Raw genomic sequence first — 15,522 nt, 5'->3', positions numbered from 1 at the left:
TGAGCCCTCATAGGTTGTATTTGTAAATAATATTCTATAGCGCAATTTCTTCTCTCAGTATGGTCTTCTGTACTTTGCCCATGGTGTTCCGGGGAAGGCTATCCCGGAAAATGATGTGGCGCGGCTGCTTAAACCGGGCGAGCTGTTCTGACAGCTTGTTCTGGATGTCCTGTGCTTCTATTTTACTGGATGGCTGCCGGATGACGACGGCAACGACTTGTTCCCCGAGATCAGGATGCGGGGCGCCGATGACGGCGCTTTCCAGGATGCCTGGGATTTTGTCCAGGGCCGTTTCGATTTCTTTGGGGTAGATGTTATATCCCCCGGAAATAATCAGATCCTTGGCCCGCCCGACGATGGATATACGGCCTTCAGTGTCAGACACCGCCAGATCACCGGAAATAAAATAGCCATCGGGCCGCATTTCCGCCGCCGTTTTTTCCGGCATTTCCCAATACCCTTGAAACAGATTTGGTCCTTTATATTCCAATGTTCCGATTTCGCCGCAAGGGACTATCTCGCCCTGATCATCACATATGCGCAGCTGAACATCAGGCAGGGCAAAACCAACAGTTCCCGCAACTCGGTCTCCATCATAGGGGTTGGAGGTAATCATGCCTGCCTCGCTCATGCCGTAACGTTCCAGTATCCGGTGTCCGGTGACCTGTTCAAACCGGGTGAAGGTTTCACTGAGTAAAGGGGCGGACCCTGAGATAAAAACCCGCATGGAGCGGCAAAGGTCGCGATTGAAATCCATATGCTGCAAGAGCCGGGTATAAAAGGTCGGTACCCCCATAAGAACTGTGCTGCGCGGGATCAGTCGAATTAAGGCATCGATATCAAGAGAAGGCAGGAACCAGACCGTAGAGCCCCCGAGCAGGGCGCAGTGCAAAGCGACAAACAGGCCGTGGACATGAAAAATTGGCAACGCATGCAGCAGGACGTCATCCGCCTGCCAATGCCATATCTTATGTAGAGTGAGGGCGTTACTGGCCAGATTGTCATGACTAAGCATGGCGCCCTTCGACCGACCGGTTGTGCCGGAAGTGTAGAGGATGGCGGCCAGATCATCCTTTTCGACCTGGGCCAGTTCCGGGCAGGGGGTGGCTGTGGTCGCGGCTCGCACAAAATCATTCATGGTCATCGCCCGATGGCTCTGGGCTGTAAAGGGTGCAATCTTGTCTTCCGGCAATACCATAAGGGCCGGCCGGGCATCTTCGGCGAAATAGGTCACTTCCGCAGACACATAGGCCGTGTTCAGAGGTAAATAAACCGCCCCTAATCTCAGGCATGCAAGATACAGGCAAACGGCCTCCATTGATTTTTCAACCTGCACCAGTAATCTGGTTCCTTTTGACAGGCCGTTATCTTTCAGTACGGTGACCATTCTGGCCGAAAGCAAGTCCATATCACTGTAGCTGATCGAACGTCCATCTTCCTGTTGCAGAAAAGGTTTCGTCCTGTCAGTGGGAAAACGGGACAGAAACAACTCATAAAGATTGGCGTTACTCATGATAAAACGGCCCTTTTGCCTTTCGCGATAAAGTGAGTTATAGGTTAATATCTTATAAGAATAAAACACCACCAATGACAAGGGGCGACTGGACATGCGGCATTTAAAATTACTTGTGATAATACTTTTTCTGCTCCCTCTTTCTCCGGCGGTTGCGCATCAGGACCCGGAAATAGCCGGGTATATTAATGTAGATGGGGGGCGCATCTGGTATCGCCTGAATGGCGCCGAACATATTGGTAAAGCCCCAGCCATCATTGTCATGCACGGTGGCCCCGGCGGCATTCATCGCACCAATATGCCTTATGTCGCCCTGGCCGATGCCTATCCGGTTATTCTTTATGATCAGCTGGGAACCGGAAATTCAGATCGCCCCAACAACCCGGAAAACTGGACCGTAGAACGTTTTGTCGCAGAAATTGACCATATCCGTGCGGCGCTTAACCTGAAGGACGTGATTATTGCCGGACACAGCTGGGGCGGAACGCTTGCGGCGGAATATGCCGCCCGCAGACCCGATGGTCTGAAAGCTGCAATCCTGTCAAGTCCCCTGATCAGCACTGCACAATGGATTGCTGATAATCAGGTGTGGATTGATCAGTTGCCGCCAAACGTCAGCTATACTCTGCGCAAACATATTGCGGAAGGCACACAGGATCATCCTGACTATAAGGCGGCTGAGGAAGTTTTCTACAGCAAACATATGTGCCGGCAGGACCCGTGTCCCGGCCGGGATTACTGGACGGGGGCGTCAGAGTGGAATGAGAATATGTATGTACATATGTGGGGCAGCAGCGACTTTTATGCGACAGGAACGCTGAAAGGCTATGACGGGAGTAGAAAACTGCACAACATTGCGGTTCCAACCCTTATGATCTGCGGTGAATTTGATGAAGCGGCCCCGAAAAGCTGTCATAAATATGCGAATATGATTCCCCAGTCCCAGACGGTAATCGTGCCCAATGCCGGGCATGCCACGATGGCTGAAAACGAGGAATTTTATCTTAAAAGCTTGGCGGACTTTTTAGCAAAATTACCGGAATAGATTTATTTTTCCGCACTTGATTATTATTCATTAGTGATTATATTATTGCTTATGTAAATAATATGAGCCGCGATAAAATGACACAGGAAATATTTTTTGATTTAGGCATCGGCACCCGACTGAAACGAGTTTACGAATTGCTGAGTACGGACATGGAAAAAGTATATCAGGAGGCTGGCCTTGATTTCCGGGTCCGGCATTTCCCGGTGGTATTTGCCCTGCATAACCTGAAGGAACTCAGTATTGCGGAACTGCAAAACATGTCAGCCCTGACCCAATCGGCAATTTCCCAAACGGTAAAGCAGTTGATCGATATGGACATTGTCGCCTTAAAAGTAGGAGAGGACGCAAGGAGCCGTATCGTACATCTGACGAAAGAGGGCGAGGTTCTGGTGGAACGACTGCTGCCGCTTTGGCGGCTGGCTAAAAAGGCAATACAGGACATTCGCACAGAATCCGACCATGACCTGATGGCCGCGCTGGAGGATTTTGAAGAATGTCTACATCAAAAAGGCCTGTACCAGCGGATAGAAGAAAGCAAGAAGCACAAGATCATACCCGATGTTGACATCGTGCCGTTTCATGTCAAATACCGGCAGGACTGGTACGACATCAACAAGCAATGGATCGAAACCTATTTTGAACTGGAAGAGCCCGACCTGGTAAATTTGAACCAGCCGGAGAAAAATATCCTTGCCGAGGGCGGCGAAATTTACTTTGCTTTATCAGAAGGCCGGGTTCTGGGGGTTGTCGCGCTTAAGCATCATGGGGACAATATATTTGAAGTCAGCAAGATGGGCGTGCGCCCGGAGGCGCGGGGACTGGGTGTTGGCCAGAAATTAATGGATACAGTGGTCGATCGTTTTCACGCCCGCGGCGGCGCCAAGTTATTTCTTGAAACCAATCACCAGCTTGCACCGGCCATCGCGCTATATGAGAAATCTGGATTTGTCCATGCGCCCTCACGGCCTGATACGCCCTATGTCCGTGCGGATGTTTATATGGAATACAGAGTGGCTAAATAGACGATTACTTGCTCGCCCCGTCATATTGAATGCAGGTCAGGGCCTCAAGGTCAAGGTCCTCAATGCAACGCAGGTTGATACCAGCCTTGATATAGTCCTCAAATGCCCCATCACTGAACATCGGTGTGCCGCAGGTCTTGCAAAAACGATGTGTGATGTGTTTTTTACCGAACTGATAGCCTTGAAGAGCCTCTTCGTCGGTTGAAAACTTCATGTCCGCCTTGTTGACGAACCACAACTTATGTCCCCGCCGAATACAGATTGAACAATTGCATTCAATTACGTTTTCTATATCCCCGTCAATTTCGAACGCAACCGCGCCACAGTGACAGCTGCCCTTATAATGCGTCATGATGTCATTTTCCTTATGTTTCTGCATATGTTGATTTATGGTAGCAAACAAATGCAATATGATATTGGAAAAAAACGACAATGATGGGCGTCACCACAAAAAATAAACCTGTCCGGGGCATTGTGCGGGAAGTAAGTGCATACAAGGCTTTTAACCTGAACCGGTTTTTGCCGGACGCCAACTTTGCAGACCTGATTGAACATTACTGGCTGATAGACTGGGACCTGCCTGACGGAGTGACCCATCGTCAGGAGGTATTGCCTCATCCCGCGGTTAATATGACATTTTTGGAAGAGAAGTCAGAAATAACGGGAATAGTCAGTCACCGGTTTAGCCACGATATTTCCGGAAAAGGCAATCTGGTGGGTGTTAAATTCACCCCCGCCGGGTTTTATGCTTTCGCGGATGCCGCTGGTAAAAGAGATGTGTCATTAACAGATCAAACCTGTTCCATTGAAACTTATTTTCCTCAAATGTCCGGGAATTTTACAGCGACACTTCTGCTGATGCAGGACGTGGCCGAAAAGATAAAATTTCTGGAGCGGCGTTTTTTTCAGGTCGCACCGGATATTGATCCAATGATCCTTCTGGTCAATGCGATTGTGGCGCGCATTTGTGAAGATCGAACCATCCAGAAGGTCGCAGACCTGTGTGAGGCCTATACACTGGAGCCACGCAAACTACAGAGACTGTTTCAGAAATATGTCGGCATTTCGGCCAAATGGATCATCATCCGTTATCGCCTGCATGAAGCCTTGGAACGGGTTGAGAAAAACGATACACTGAACTGGACGGATTTGGCCCTTGACCTTGGCTACTTTGATCAGTCACATTTCATTAATGACTTCAAGGCTCTGCTTGGCCAAACACCGGAACAGTATCAACAGAGTTTAGACCACAATTCATAACATAAGGAAGCCACCATGAGTAACCATCATAAAATTAACTATGTCGAACTTCCTGCCCAGAATATTGCCGCAACCAAAGCCTTTTTCACGAAAGCTTTCGGCTGGTCCTTTCAGGATTACGGGCCAGAGTATTGCGCCATACAGGATGCCGGGCTGGACGGCGGCTTTTACCATGCCGATCTGAAAGCCAGTCAGGCCGAAGGTTCTGCATTGGTTGTACTCTATAGTGATCATCTCGAGGACAGCCTGAAGGCGGTGCAGGAGGCTGGCGGGACGATCATCAAGGATATCTTTTCTTTTCCCGGAGGTCGGCGGTTTCACTTTATCGAGCCGAGCGGGAATGAATTCGCCATATGGGGCGAATGATTTCGTCTCTAATATGATGCGGTTAATCTCTTGATGCCTTGCACCCGGTGCCAATTATACGTAAAGATGACGCCATGAGCTCAGACTGGAAGCCCTTGTGGCGTAAAATAAAACAATGGCATGAGTCCGGCCATTCGATGGCGCTGGCCACGGTTGTCGATACCTGGGGCGCGTCCCCACGTCCTGTGGGCAGTTATATGTTGCTCAATGACAGGGGGGAGATTGAAGGCTCTGTTTCTGGCGGCTGTATCGAAGGGGCGGTGATAGAGGCCGCTCAGGAAACGATGGCCAATGGTGTACCTCAGCTATTGGATTTTGAAGCCTCCAATGACCGCGCCTGGGAGGTTGGTCTGTCTTGTGGGGGGCGGGTGAGGGTGTTGGTCGAAAGCATGACCACAAAAATAGACTTCATACCGCAAGTTTTAGAAGCCACAGAAGCGCTGGAACTGATCACGGATTGTCAGACCGGGCACACCATACTCGCGACACCACAGAGTGCGACGGATAAAAGTTACTTGCGGGAAGAGCAGGGGCATGATCGGTTTCATCATATTCTGGCACAACCGCTGCATGTTATCGTTATTGGGGCCGTGCATATCACCCAGGCAATGATGAAGATTGCCGACAGTCTTGATCTGGCGGTGACGATTATCGACCCGCGCGGCCGCTTTGCCACGGCGGAACGGTTCCCGGGCCGCACGATGGTATCGGACTGGCCGGATGAATATCTCACCCGCCACCCAATTACGGGCAGTACAGCGGTCATTACGCTCAGTCATGATCCAAAGCTTGATGACCCGGCCCTGGAAATCGCCCTGACATCACCGTGTTTTTATATTGCCGCTCTCGGCAGTCGCAAAACCCAGGCGGCGCGTCAGGATCGCCTGCGGGCCAAAGGATTTACTGAACAGCAAATCGACCGTATACATGGACCGGCTGGTCTTGATATTGGCGCCAAGACGCCGGCCGAGATTGCCTTGTCTATTATGGCTCAACTTGTTGATATATACCATAACGGGACGGCGTTGTGACGGCGCCCCGGATTGCTGCCGTCATTCTTGCCGCGGGTCAGTCCCGCCGCATGGGGGATCAGAATAAGCTTCTGCTGCCATATCGGGGACAGCCCCTGATCGCCCATTGTGTGGCCCAGGCGAGGGACCTGTCTGATATCATTATTGTGACGGGGCATCAGGCGGAGAAAGTGCGTCAGGCGGTCTCCTGCAAGCGGGCTCGCTTTGTTCATAACGCAGGTTATGAGGATGGCATGAGTGGATCCCTAAAGGCCGGGTTGGCCGCCGTGGCGCCAGATTATGATGCCATGCTGGTGATGTTGGGGGATATGCCGGATATCTCGCGAGAGATATTGTCCAGTATTATTGCAGCCTATGCGCCCGATCAGGGGCGCGACATCATCATTCCCGTACATCAGGGACGTCGGGGTAATCCCGTTCTGTGGGGGCGCGTTTTTTTTGCGGCCTTTGAGGATATCACCGGCGATCAGGGAGCGAAAAGCCTTCTGACGACTTATAGACCCCATGTTCATGAGGTAGAGAGCCATAGCCCGGCCATTTTCAGGGATGTCGACAGCCCGGCTGCATACCGGGCCCTAGCTTTGCCGTCAGATTGACAGTTCCAGTGGTATGGCAGTGGTTTGCTTTACCTTGGTCACGGCAAAACGCGAATGAATCTCGTTGACCATGTCCATTTTCAGCAGTTTCTGACGCAGAAAAGTTTCATAGGTCTGCATATCGCGGGTGATCACCCGGATCATGTAATCCATAGAACCGCTGATGGTATAGCATTCAGTGACCTCCGGGTAGAGACCAATAGTGCGTTCGAATATTTCAAGCGACTCTTCCGTGTGGCTGGACAGTTTCACGCTGGCGTATACCAGTATATCCAGATCGAGTTTTTTCGGATTCACCAGGGCCACCCGCTGTGTGAGAATTCCCTTGTCTTCTAGTCTTTTGATCCGCCGCCAGCAGGGCGCCGTGGACAGCCCGACCTTTTGCGCCAGTTCTGTATTCGTCAGGCTGCAGTCTTCCTGTAGTGCCGCCAGGATTTTTTTATCCACCTCGCTCAGATCATCTAGCATAATATTGCATCCATTTTCAGACTGAATCTTTGCGATCACCTTCGCGGAAATCAGATTCTTTGTCATCCGGAAAAACACTTTCGTGCGCATCTTGCGATGAATTCTTTGAATTCTACAAGTTTTTAGAATTTTATTCCCAAAGTGCGCAATATTATTACTTAGTTTATTTTGTCTCATTTTGACGAAAAGGGGACATTTTGTTGCGTGATTTTTACAGCAATCCAAAGGATATTTCATATTTACATTTTTCCGCTTTAAGGATTAAAAATTAGACCAGATGGTCCAGAAAAAAAAGCCTCGACAAAGCCAAAACAGGTGACTACCAGTAAGAGTTATCAGGCCATATAACCTGATTGGTCAGCAAAAAATCCCGGCAAAGGTGATGCCGCTTTATCACTTCCGGGAAACGTAAACAGAGTTTTGAAAAATGATGGACGTTAATCAATTCAAGGGTCACGAGCAGGTGGTTTATCTGCATGACAAGAAAACAGGCCTGAAGGCTTTTATTGCGGTTCATGATACATCGCTAGGCCCCGCGGCCGGTGGATGCCGCATGTGGAAATACGACACGGAAACAGATGCCCTGAATGATGCCCTACGTCTGTCCCGCGGGATGAGCCATAAAAACGCTGTCGCCGGATTGAAGCTTGGCGGCGGTAAAGCGGTAATCATGGGAGATCCCCGTGCCGACAAATCTGAAGAACTGTTCCGGGCTTTTGGTCGGATGATAAACGGACTTGGCGGTAAATATATTTCCGCAGAGGATGTGGGGATTTCTGTTTCCGATATGGAAATCGTGGCTGAGGAAACACCATATGTTGCCGGTCTTGACAAGGGGGAACATGCCAGTGGGGATCCTTCTCCTTTCACCGCGACGGGAACATATCTCGGCATCAAAGCGGCGGTAAAGCACAAACTCGGTCTCGACGACGTCAAAGGGCTTACCGTAGCCGTTCAAGGGGTTGGTCATGTGGGCTATTATCTCTGCAAGCATTTGCATGCGGCCGGGGCGAAACTTCTGGTTTCCGATATTGATCTTGATGCGTTAAAGCGGGTCGTTGATGAATGTGATGCGACGGTTGTCGGACTGGATGATATCCTGACCGCTGATGCCGATGTCTTTGCCCCATGTGCGCTGGGTGCGATTGTCAACGACGATACCATTGGTCAGTTCAAAGCGACCATCATTGCCGGGGCCGCGAATAATCAGCTGGCCCGGGATGATCATGGTCAGGCGTTGATGGACCGTGGTATACTTTATGCGCCGGATTATGTCATCAATGCTGGCGGAATCATAAATGTCGCGGCGGAAACCCGTGGTGAATATGACGAGGCCTGGGTTAATGCCAAGGTGGACAATATTTACAACAGCCTGACAACGATTTTTGAGCGTTCCGTGAGTGAAAAGCGCCCCACCAATATTATTGCCGACGAATTGGCTGCGGAAATCATTGAAAAGGCCCGGCAAGAAAAAGCCTAATATTCTGCAAGACTAAAACAAGAGCAAGACAGGGGCAGATTTTATTCTGTAGATTATCTGTCTTGCTTTTTTTTACTTTAGGCGTAAAATACTTTCATATTGAAAGGAATATTTATGACAGGCGAGAAAATCGATTCCTCCGTGGATCTTACCGGAGAAAAAATTCACTGGTCGCAAGATGTGAGTTACGGCCAATATCTGGAACTGGACAGCATTTTAAGCGCACAGACGTTACGGTCTGATAAACATGATGAAATGATGTTCATCATCATTCATCAGGCGTCAGAGCTATGGATGAAATTATCAATCCATGAAATGACGGCGGCGATGGAATGCCTCAAGGAAGACAACCTTGATCTGGCGATGAAAATGGTGGCCCGTATAGCCCGCATTCAGGAACAGCTGACCCAATCGTGGAATGTGCTGTCGACCATGACCCCGAAAGACTATCTCAGCTTTCGCGATGCACTTGGTCAAAGTTCCGGCTTCCAGTCCTATCAGTACCGCATGATTGAATTTTCTCTCGGCAACAAAAACAAAGGTATGATTGAAGCCCATAAAGACCACCCGAACATCTATGCCCAGGTTAAAAATGTTCTCGAAAACCCGAGCATCTATGACCTGACATTACAGCTTCTGGCCCGGCGAGGTTTTGACTTGCCGGCAGAGTGTCTGGAGCGGGATTGGAGCGAACCATATCAAGCCCACCCCGATGTTGAGGCAGCCTGGAAAAAGGTTTACGAAAATGGCGAGGAATATTGGGATCTCTATGACTGGGCCGAGAAACTGGTCGATCTTGAACATCGTTTCCAGACCTGGCGGTTTGCCCATATGAAAACCGTTGAGCGCATCATCGGTTTCCGTCGCGGCACCGGCGGCACCGGCGGGGTGAGCTATCTGGTGAAGGCGCTGGATCTGCGGTTCTTCCCTGAACTGTGGACCGTGCGCACTTCTCTCTAGGCGCGAATCTGATCAAGGACAGCCTGAAACAACCGGCTGTCCTTATTTCCAAGTTCCATAATCACATCAAAATGATTAAAGCCTGCAAGTTCCATAAACGACGCCGGGTGCCCCGCCTTGACCCAGTCCGCGTAATAGTCACGGGTCTGGCGTTTAAACTCTGACGTTTCATTGTCGCCGTAGGCGAAGACCACCGGGCAGGCATGTGACGGGATATGATTTGCCGGACTGAGATTCTGCACTTCCGTCTCCGTCAATTGGAGCGGATCATTAACATAGGTATGGACGAGGGGAGTGAGGTCAAATACGCCGCTCACTTCACAAGCTCCTTTGATCGGGCATTCTTCATAGCCTTGCGCATTCCAGTCTGTGGCCAGAACTTCCGCCACCAGATGGGCCCCCGCGGAACTGCCTGACAGGGTAATGTTACTTTTATCACCGCCATACTCGGCACAATTTTCGAGAATCCAGAGCACACCGCGGCGCACTTGTTCGACGATTTCCGTCAGGCTTGCCTCCGGTGCAAGGGTATAATCCAGCGCCATAAACACAATATCATGTGCAACAAAGTTCGGGGCGGCAAACACGCTCTCGCGCACAGATAATTCCTGCCAGTATCCACCATGTATAAAGATATGAACCGGGCAGGGACCTGAACCGTTCGGTGTAAAGATATCGACAACGGAACGATCCTCCGGCCCATATTTAACGCCTGAGCGACACTGTTCCGCCAGAAGATCATAAGCAGCAGCGCTTTCATCAATATAGGCCTGAATATAGGGCATAATGTCTTTAACGCAGGAACTTGGTGAATATTCCCGGTTCAGAGTTTCTTTATCCATTCCTCGATACAGGGTCATATATAAGGCCTTATAAATCTTTGAGTTAAAACTGCAGGACCCCACTATGGCATATAAAATTTTATGTCACAAGATTGTGAAAATATTTTCTAATCAGAAAAATGTTTTCAATATGAAACATATGTGGTAGGCTCCTTCCATACGATGAAAGTGGATGATATGACGGCCAGGACCATGACAGAACAAGATGCTATAACAGAACGGACCCTTGGGGACCGTCTTGCGACGCTGCGTCAGGAACGCGGGCTGACGTTGAAACAATTAAGCGACCTGGTCGATATTCCGGTTTCAACCCTGTCAAAGGTTCAAAATCATCAAGCAACCCTGACATATGCCAATTTGCAAAAACTGGCCCGGGGGCTTTCAATTAATATCGCCGTACTTTTTGATGATCAGGCGGGGCCTGCCAAGGCGGGACGCCGGACCATCATTCGCCGCGGACAGGGGGGCATTAATGCGGTTGATACATATCAGGTGGAAGTTTTGGGAAGCGAGTTGCTCAACAAATCCATGCATCCCGGAATTCTGGATGTACCGCCCGCCAGCCCACAGGACCTGGGGAAGCTGGCGCGTCACCCGGGGGAAGAATTTATCTACGTCCTTGAAGGCGGGGTTATTCTTTATACCGAAGATTACAAGCCGGTTGCGCTGGAAGTCGGGGACAGCGCCTACCTTGACAGCAGCTCCGGACATCGCTTTGTCTCTAAAAATCAGGACACCGCCCGTTTATTGGTCGTTTGTTCAAACGTCGTCAGTGAAACTGCAGAAAGTATGTGAAATGCCAAATTATACCCGTGAAGATTTTCTCAAGTTAGACGAGAATGATCCCCTTGCCGCGTTTCGCGACGAATTTGAATTGCCGGAAGACCTGATTTACCTTGATGGTAACTCGCTCGGCGCCATGCCTAAATCCGCCAAGGCCAGGGCGCTTGATGTTGTTGAACGGGAATGGGGGCAGGATCTCATCACCAGCTGGAACAAAAATGGCTGGTTTCACCTGACCGAAAAACTCGGCAACAAAATTGCATCCTTAATAGGAGCAGCATCCGGTGAAGTTCTGGCTTGTGACGCTACGGGTCTGAACCTCTACAAACTGCTGTCCATGGCGCTGGATCTGAGAGAAGGTCGTAAGGTCATTGTCATGGAGGGAAGTAATTTTCCTACCGACAATTACATGACCCAGGGCTTGATCAAACAGCGCGGACAAGGCCATGAAATCCGTTTCGCCGAAATTGACCAGATTATTGATGCCATTACCGAAGATGTGGCCGTGGTGTCTCTGACTCAGGTGCATTATAAAACCGGTCATCTTTTGGATATGAAGGCCATTACAGAAAAAGCACATGCGGTCGGGGCGCTGGTAATTTGGGACCTGTGCCACAGCGCCGGCGCTTTGCCGATTGATTTGAATAAATGCGATGTCGATTTTGCTGTGGGCTGCGGCTATAAATATCTCAATGGCGGGCCAGGGGCCCCGGCCTTCATCTTTGTCGCCAAACGCCATCAAGGTACGGCGGCCCAACCCCTGACAGGTTGGTGGAGCCACGCGGCGCCCTTCGCTTTCGAACGGGATTATCGGCCGTCAGGGACAATCTGGCAGTCTCTGACCGGTACACAGCCGATCCTTTCCCTGTCCGTTCTGGAATGTGGTCTGGACGTCATGATGCGGGCCGATATGGCTGATCTGCGTCAGAAATCAATTACCCTCTGTGACTATTTTATTGAGCTTGTCGAAAGCGAATGCGGCAAATATGGCTTTGAACTCGCCACACCGCGTAACGGTGAGGCCCGGGGCAGCCAAGTGTCATTCAGACATGACTATGGATATGCCATCATGCAGGCCCTGATTGCGGACAAAGTGATCGGTGACTTCCGGGCCCCGAACATCGTTCGTTTTGGTTTTACCCCTCTTTATGTCCGGTATGTCGATGTCTGGGATGCTGTCGCACGGCTGAAAAAGATCATGAAATATGATCTGTGGAAAAATGCAAAATATAACCAATTAACTGCTGTGACCTGATCCGTCGCGGCTGATACCTGTGGCTGCTTCTCGATTGAGGAGCAGCCATTTTTTTACCGGATTTTTTGCTTTACAGGGGCAGGCGGGTGGTATGCTTGACTTCTGTCATGGCGATGGTTGAATTGATTTCCTGCACCCCTTCGATGGGGGATAAGTGGTTCCACCATAATTCCTCATATTGCTGAATATCCTCGACAACGATTTTCAGCAGAAAATCCACATTTCCCATAAGAGTATAGCACTCTACGATTTGCGGGATATCCTTGATGACCTCGATAAACTTTGGTAATTTTCGACCATGGGCCGTCATCTTGACATGAGCAAACAAAATAATATCCAGGCCGACTTTATTATGCTCCAGAAGAGCCACCCGTTTTTTGATGACCCCGTCGTCCTGCAACCGTTGTATCCGGCGCCAGCAAACAGATTTTGACGAACCGATCTTATCCGCAATTTCGACCACCGTCATCAAGGCGTCATCCTGCAGCAGATTCAGTATTTTTATATCTAAAGCATCCATTTGGTATATTTTCCCATATTTTTTGTATTTCCATAAATATTGTGCCGTAATTATGGCATTTTCACGGATCAATGGGAAGAAATTTCACGTAATTGCTGTTATTATGTCTGGAAAAGGAGAAGTATAAATGGTCCCCCACAGCGCAAAAAATCTCAATGTGCCTGCCCCCCGCCATCGTCCCGGAGAAAAACCGGAATTCGACGACCTTGATATTTCCAATGCGGGCGCTTTGCCGCGCCCCCATGTGATGAGTGATCCCAAGGAACTTTTCCCCTTCGCCAACGGCATCATACGGGTGCTGAATATGAAGGGTCAGGCCCACGGGGAATGGGATCCGAAACTCGATCCGGAAGTCTTGCGTCAGGGGTTGCGCGACATGCTGACCACCCGCATCTATGATGACCGGATGCAGAATATGCAACGGGTCGGGAAAATGTCCTTTTATATGAAATCCCGCGGCGAAGAAGCCGTGGCGGTTGCCCAGGCCATGGCGCTCGATAAAGATGATATGCTCTTTCCCTCCTATCGCCAGCAAGGCCTGCTGATTTCCCGGGGACGCGATCTTCTCGATATGATGAACCATTGTCTGTCCAATGCGGGGGACAATTGCAAAGGTCGCCAGCTGCCGATCATGTATACCTGGAAAGAGGGAAACTTTTTCTCGATCTCCGGTAATCTGGGCACCCAGTTTTGTCAGGCAGTCGGTTGGGCGGTGGCTTCCTCCTATAAGGGCGAAGACGCCATTGCCTCTACCTGGATTGGAGAAGGGACGACGGCGACGGCGGACTTCCATCACGGCATGACCTTTGCCGCCGTATATGACGCGCCGGTACTGCTTAATGTGGTCAATAACCAGTGGGCGATTTCCAGCTTCCAGGGTTTCGCCGGCGGTGAGAAAGCCACCTTCGCCAGTCGTGGCATCGGATATGGTATGCCGGGCTTGCGAGTCGATGGTAATGATTTCCTTGCGGTTTATGCCGTGACAAAATGGGCGGCCGAACGGGCGCGTAATGGCGGCGGCCCGACATTGATTGAACTGTTTACCTACCGCGCCGATGCCCATTCCACCAGTGATGATCCGACGAAATACCGGCCGGAAGATGAAGCCCGTGTCTGGCCGCTGGGGGATCCGGTCGAACGGCTCAAAGGTCATTTGATTGAGATTGGTGAATGGTCTGAAGAACGCCATACTCAGGCCATGGCGGAAATAACCTCTCTGGTCACGCAGAAATATAAACAAGCCGAAGCCCTTGGTACGCTCAATACCGGAGAACGCCCGCCGGTCAGCAGCATGTTTGAAGATGTCTTTGAAGAAATGCCGGATAACCTGCGGCGTCAACGTCAGCAGTTGGGAGTATAACCATGGCGAAAATGAACATGGTCCAGGCCATTAACTCGGCCCAGGACGTGATGCTGGAAAAAGACAATAGCGTTGTAATTTTTGGCGAAGATGTCGGCTATTTCGGCGGGGTTTTCAACTGCACCGAAGGCCTGCAGAAAAAGCATGGTCTTCAGCGGGTATTTGATACGCCTATCGCCGAAGGCGGCATTATCGCGATGGCCATTGGCATGGGCGTTAATGAAATGCGCCCGGTCGCGGAAATTCAGTTCTCCGATTATATTTATCCGGCCTTTGACCAGATCCTGTCAGAAGCGTCCCGCCTGCGTTATCGTTCCGGCGGGGAATATTGGGCCCCGATCACAGTGCGTACCCCTTGCGGTGGCGGCATTCGTGGCGGTCAGACCCATTCCCAGAGCCCGGAGGGCATCTTCACCCATGTATCCGGCATTAAAACCATTATGCCGTCAAACCCTTATGACGCCAAGGGTCTGCTGATCAGCGCCATCGAAGACAATGATCCGGTGGTGTTTTTCGAACCGAAGCGCCTCTATAACGGTCCTTTTTACGGCGATCCGAAGGATCCGCCTCAGGCCTGGGAAAAACATGAGCTCGGCGAAGTGCCGGAAGGCCATTACACCATTCCCATCGGTAAAGCCAATACGGTGCGCAAGGGCACTCAGATGACCATCGTTACCTATGGCACCATGGTGCATGTCTCCACAGCGGCGGCGGATTTGTCCGGTTATGATGTGGAGGTCATTGACCTGCGCACCCTGATCCCGATGGATCTGGAACATATCGTTGAATCCGTCACCCGCACCGGGCGCTGTCTGGTGGTGCATGAGGCGACAAAGACCGGCGGTTTCGGGGCGGAAATTCTGTCACAAATTCAGGAAGAATGTTTCTGGGCACTGGAAGCGCCGATCGAACGGGTTGCCGGCTGGGATCTGCCCTATCCGCATGCCTTCGAGTGGGAATATTTCCCCGGCAAGGCGCGGGTGCTGGACGCCATAAAACATGTCATGGAGGGTTAATC

At 50.6% G+C, this 15,522-nt stretch carries 17 protein-coding genes; 12 read left to right on the top strand and 5 right to left on the bottom strand.

Features of this window, described 5'->3' with window-relative positions; genetic code table 11:
• Positions 1-34: 34 nt before the first annotated feature.
• A complete protein-coding gene (locus tag FIV45_RS08550; protein ID WP_099474997.1) occupies positions 35-1,513 on the bottom strand; it encodes an AMP-binding protein in 1,479 nt (492 codons plus the stop codon).
• Positions 1,514-1,607: 94 nt separating this feature from the next.
• On the opposite strand from FIV45_RS08550, the gene FIV45_RS08545 reads away from it, so the two are divergent.
• The gene (locus FIV45_RS08545) at positions 1,608-2,558 is read left to right on the top strand and encodes a proline iminopeptidase-family hydrolase (protein WP_099474606.1); all 951 of its coding nucleotides are present in this window, start codon (positions 1,608-1,610) and stop codon (positions 2,556-2,558) included.
• Between the two features lie 62 nt (positions 2,559-2,620).
• Entirely contained in the window at positions 2,621-3,583 is a 963-nt protein-coding gene (locus tag FIV45_RS08540) for a bifunctional helix-turn-helix transcriptional regulator/GNAT family N-acetyltransferase (protein WP_099474604.1), read from the top strand.
• Positions 3,584-3,587: 4 nt separating this feature from the next.
• Here FIV45_RS08540 and FIV45_RS08535 read toward each other — a convergent pair whose 3' ends face one another.
• The gene (locus tag FIV45_RS08535) at positions 3,588-3,935 is read right to left on the bottom strand and encodes a GFA family protein (RefSeq protein ID WP_099474996.1); all 348 of its coding nucleotides are present in this window, start codon (positions 3,933-3,935) and stop codon (positions 3,588-3,590) included.
• 80 nt (positions 3,936-4,015) lie between these two features.
• On the opposite strand from FIV45_RS08535, the gene FIV45_RS08530 reads away from it, so the two are divergent.
• From FIV45_RS08530 to FIV45_RS08515, 4 genes are all read left to right on the top strand, one after another.
• A complete protein-coding gene (locus FIV45_RS08530) occupies positions 4,016-4,843 on the top strand; it encodes an AraC family transcriptional regulator (RefSeq protein WP_099474602.1) in 828 nt (275 codons plus the stop codon).
• 15 nt (positions 4,844-4,858) lie between these two features.
• Positions 4,859-5,209 carry a VOC family protein gene (locus FIV45_RS08525; protein ID WP_099474600.1) on the top strand — a complete coding sequence of 117 codons (351 nt, stop codon included), beginning with the start codon at positions 4,859-4,861 and terminating at the stop codon, positions 5,207-5,209.
• 74 nt (positions 5,210-5,283) lie between these two features.
• A complete protein-coding gene (locus FIV45_RS08520) occupies positions 5,284-6,240 on the top strand; it encodes an XdhC family protein (RefSeq protein ID WP_099474598.1) in 957 nt (318 codons plus the stop codon).
• Positions 6,237-6,836: a nucleotidyltransferase family protein gene (locus FIV45_RS08515; protein WP_099474596.1), complete on the top strand. Its 600-nt coding sequence runs from the start codon at positions 6,237-6,239 to the stop codon at positions 6,834-6,836. The genes FIV45_RS08520 and FIV45_RS08515 overlap by 4 nt, the downstream gene beginning before the upstream one ends.
• Here FIV45_RS08515 and FIV45_RS08510 read toward each other — a convergent pair.
• Positions 6,828-7,304, bottom strand: a complete 477-nt coding sequence (locus FIV45_RS08510) for an Lrp/AsnC family transcriptional regulator (RefSeq protein ID WP_099474995.1) — start codon at positions 7,302-7,304, stop codon at positions 6,828-6,830. The genes FIV45_RS08515 and FIV45_RS08510 overlap by 9 nt on opposite strands.
• A gap of 427 nt (positions 7,305-7,731) precedes the next feature.
• Here FIV45_RS08510 and FIV45_RS08505 point away from each other — a divergent pair, with 427 nt between their 5' ends.
• Both FIV45_RS08505 and kynA read left to right on the top strand, forming a co-directional pair.
• Positions 7,732-8,784 (top strand): Leu/Phe/Val dehydrogenase, encoded by a 1,053-nt coding sequence (locus tag FIV45_RS08505; protein WP_099474594.1) that lies wholly within the window; start codon positions 7,732-7,734, stop codon positions 8,782-8,784.
• Between the two features lie 114 nt (positions 8,785-8,898).
• On the top strand, positions 8,899-9,744 hold the full coding sequence (gene kynA, locus FIV45_RS08500; protein WP_099474592.1) for a tryptophan 2,3-dioxygenase: 846 nt from the start codon (positions 8,899-8,901) through the stop codon (positions 9,742-9,744).
• Here kynA and FIV45_RS08495 read toward each other — a convergent pair.
• The gene (locus tag FIV45_RS08495; protein WP_099474590.1) at positions 9,741-10,604 is read right to left on the bottom strand and encodes an alpha/beta hydrolase; all 864 of its coding nucleotides are present in this window, start codon (positions 10,602-10,604) and stop codon (positions 9,741-9,743) included. The genes kynA and FIV45_RS08495 overlap by 4 nt on opposite strands.
• A 174-nt stretch (positions 10,605-10,778) precedes the next feature.
• On the opposite strand from FIV45_RS08495, the gene FIV45_RS08490 reads away from it, so the two are divergent.
• A complete protein-coding gene (locus tag FIV45_RS08490) occupies positions 10,779-11,381 on the top strand; it encodes a helix-turn-helix domain-containing protein (protein WP_165777074.1) in 603 nt (200 codons plus the stop codon).
• Position 11,382: 1 nt separating this feature from the next.
• On the top strand, positions 11,383-12,624 hold the full coding sequence (gene kynU / locus FIV45_RS08485) for a kynureninase (protein WP_099474586.1): 1,242 nt from the start codon (positions 11,383-11,385) through the stop codon (positions 12,622-12,624).
• Between the two features lie 70 nt (positions 12,625-12,694).
• On the opposite strand, the gene FIV45_RS08480 is transcribed toward kynU, so the two are convergent.
• Positions 12,695-13,144: an Lrp/AsnC family transcriptional regulator gene (locus FIV45_RS08480; RefSeq protein WP_099474584.1), complete on the bottom strand. Its 450-nt coding sequence runs from the start codon at positions 13,142-13,144 to the stop codon at positions 12,695-12,697.
• Between the two features lie 127 nt (positions 13,145-13,271).
• On the opposite strand from FIV45_RS08480, the gene FIV45_RS08475 reads away from it, so the two are divergent.
• Both FIV45_RS08475 and FIV45_RS08470 read left to right on the top strand, forming a co-directional pair.
• A complete protein-coding gene (locus tag FIV45_RS08475) occupies positions 13,272-14,504 on the top strand; it encodes a thiamine pyrophosphate-dependent enzyme (protein WP_099474582.1) in 1,233 nt (410 codons plus the stop codon).
• Positions 14,505-14,506: 2 nt separating this feature from the next.
• On the top strand, positions 14,507-15,520 hold the full coding sequence (locus FIV45_RS08470) for an alpha-ketoacid dehydrogenase subunit beta (protein ID WP_099474580.1): 1,014 nt from the start codon (positions 14,507-14,509) through the stop codon (positions 15,518-15,520).
• Positions 15,521-15,522 lie beyond the last annotated feature (2 nt).

The sequence above is a fragment of the Paremcibacter congregatus genome, assembly GCF_006385135.1.
GTDB classification, from domain to species: Bacteria; Pseudomonadota; Alphaproteobacteria; order Sphingomonadales; family Emcibacteraceae; genus Paremcibacter; species Paremcibacter congregatus.
The sequence above is the reverse complement of the archived record's forward strand: the minus strand, read 5'-3'. Positions and strand labels throughout refer to the sequence as shown.

What these genes read in the sequence shown, in the direction of transcription:
- kynA (WP_099474592.1), top strand. Translation starts at nt 8,899, where the DNA reads ATGACAGGCGAGAAAATCGATTCCTCCGTGGATCTTACCGGAGAAAAA.
- FIV45_RS08535 (WP_099474996.1), bottom strand. Translation starts at nt 3,935, where the DNA reads ATGACGCATTATAAGGGCAGCTGTCACTGTGGCGCGGTTGCGTTCGAA.
- FIV45_RS08550 (WP_099474997.1), bottom strand. Translation starts at nt 1,513, where the DNA reads ATGAGTAACGCCAATCTTTATGAGTTGTTTCTGTCCCGTTTTCCCACT.
- FIV45_RS08525 (WP_099474600.1), top strand. Translation starts at nt 4,859, where the DNA reads ATGAGTAACCATCATAAAATTAACTATGTCGAACTTCCTGCCCAGAAT.
- FIV45_RS08530 (WP_099474602.1), top strand. Translation starts at nt 4,016, where the DNA reads ATGATGGGCGTCACCACAAAAAATAAACCTGTCCGGGGCATTGTGCGG.
- kynU (WP_099474586.1), top strand. Translation starts at nt 11,383, where the DNA reads ATGCCAAATTATACCCGTGAAGATTTTCTCAAGTTAGACGAGAATGAT.
- FIV45_RS08480 (WP_099474584.1), bottom strand. Translation starts at nt 13,144, where the DNA reads ATGGATGCTTTAGATATAAAAATACTGAATCTGCTGCAGGATGACGCC.
- FIV45_RS08470 (WP_099474580.1), top strand. Translation starts at nt 14,507, where the DNA reads ATGGCGAAAATGAACATGGTCCAGGCCATTAACTCGGCCCAGGACGTG.
- FIV45_RS08540 (WP_099474604.1), top strand. Translation starts at nt 2,621, where the DNA reads ATGAGCCGCGATAAAATGACACAGGAAATATTTTTTGATTTAGGCATC.
- FIV45_RS08520 (WP_099474598.1), top strand. Translation starts at nt 5,284, where the DNA reads ATGAGCTCAGACTGGAAGCCCTTGTGGCGTAAAATAAAACAATGGCAT.
- FIV45_RS08505 (WP_099474594.1), top strand. Translation starts at nt 7,732, where the DNA reads ATGATGGACGTTAATCAATTCAAGGGTCACGAGCAGGTGGTTTATCTG.
- FIV45_RS08510 (WP_099474995.1), bottom strand. Translation starts at nt 7,304, where the DNA reads ATGCTAGATGATCTGAGCGAGGTGGATAAAAAAATCCTGGCGGCACTA.
- FIV45_RS08495 (WP_099474590.1), bottom strand. Translation starts at nt 10,604, where the DNA reads ATGACCCTGTATCGAGGAATGGATAAAGAAACTCTGAACCGGGAATAT.
- FIV45_RS08490 (WP_165777074.1), top strand. Translation starts at nt 10,779, where the DNA reads ATGACAGAACAAGATGCTATAACAGAACGGACCCTTGGGGACCGTCTT.
- FIV45_RS08475 (WP_099474582.1), top strand. Translation starts at nt 13,272, where the DNA reads ATGGTCCCCCACAGCGCAAAAAATCTCAATGTGCCTGCCCCCCGCCAT.
- FIV45_RS08545 (WP_099474606.1), top strand. Translation starts at nt 1,608, where the DNA reads ATGCGGCATTTAAAATTACTTGTGATAATACTTTTTCTGCTCCCTCTT.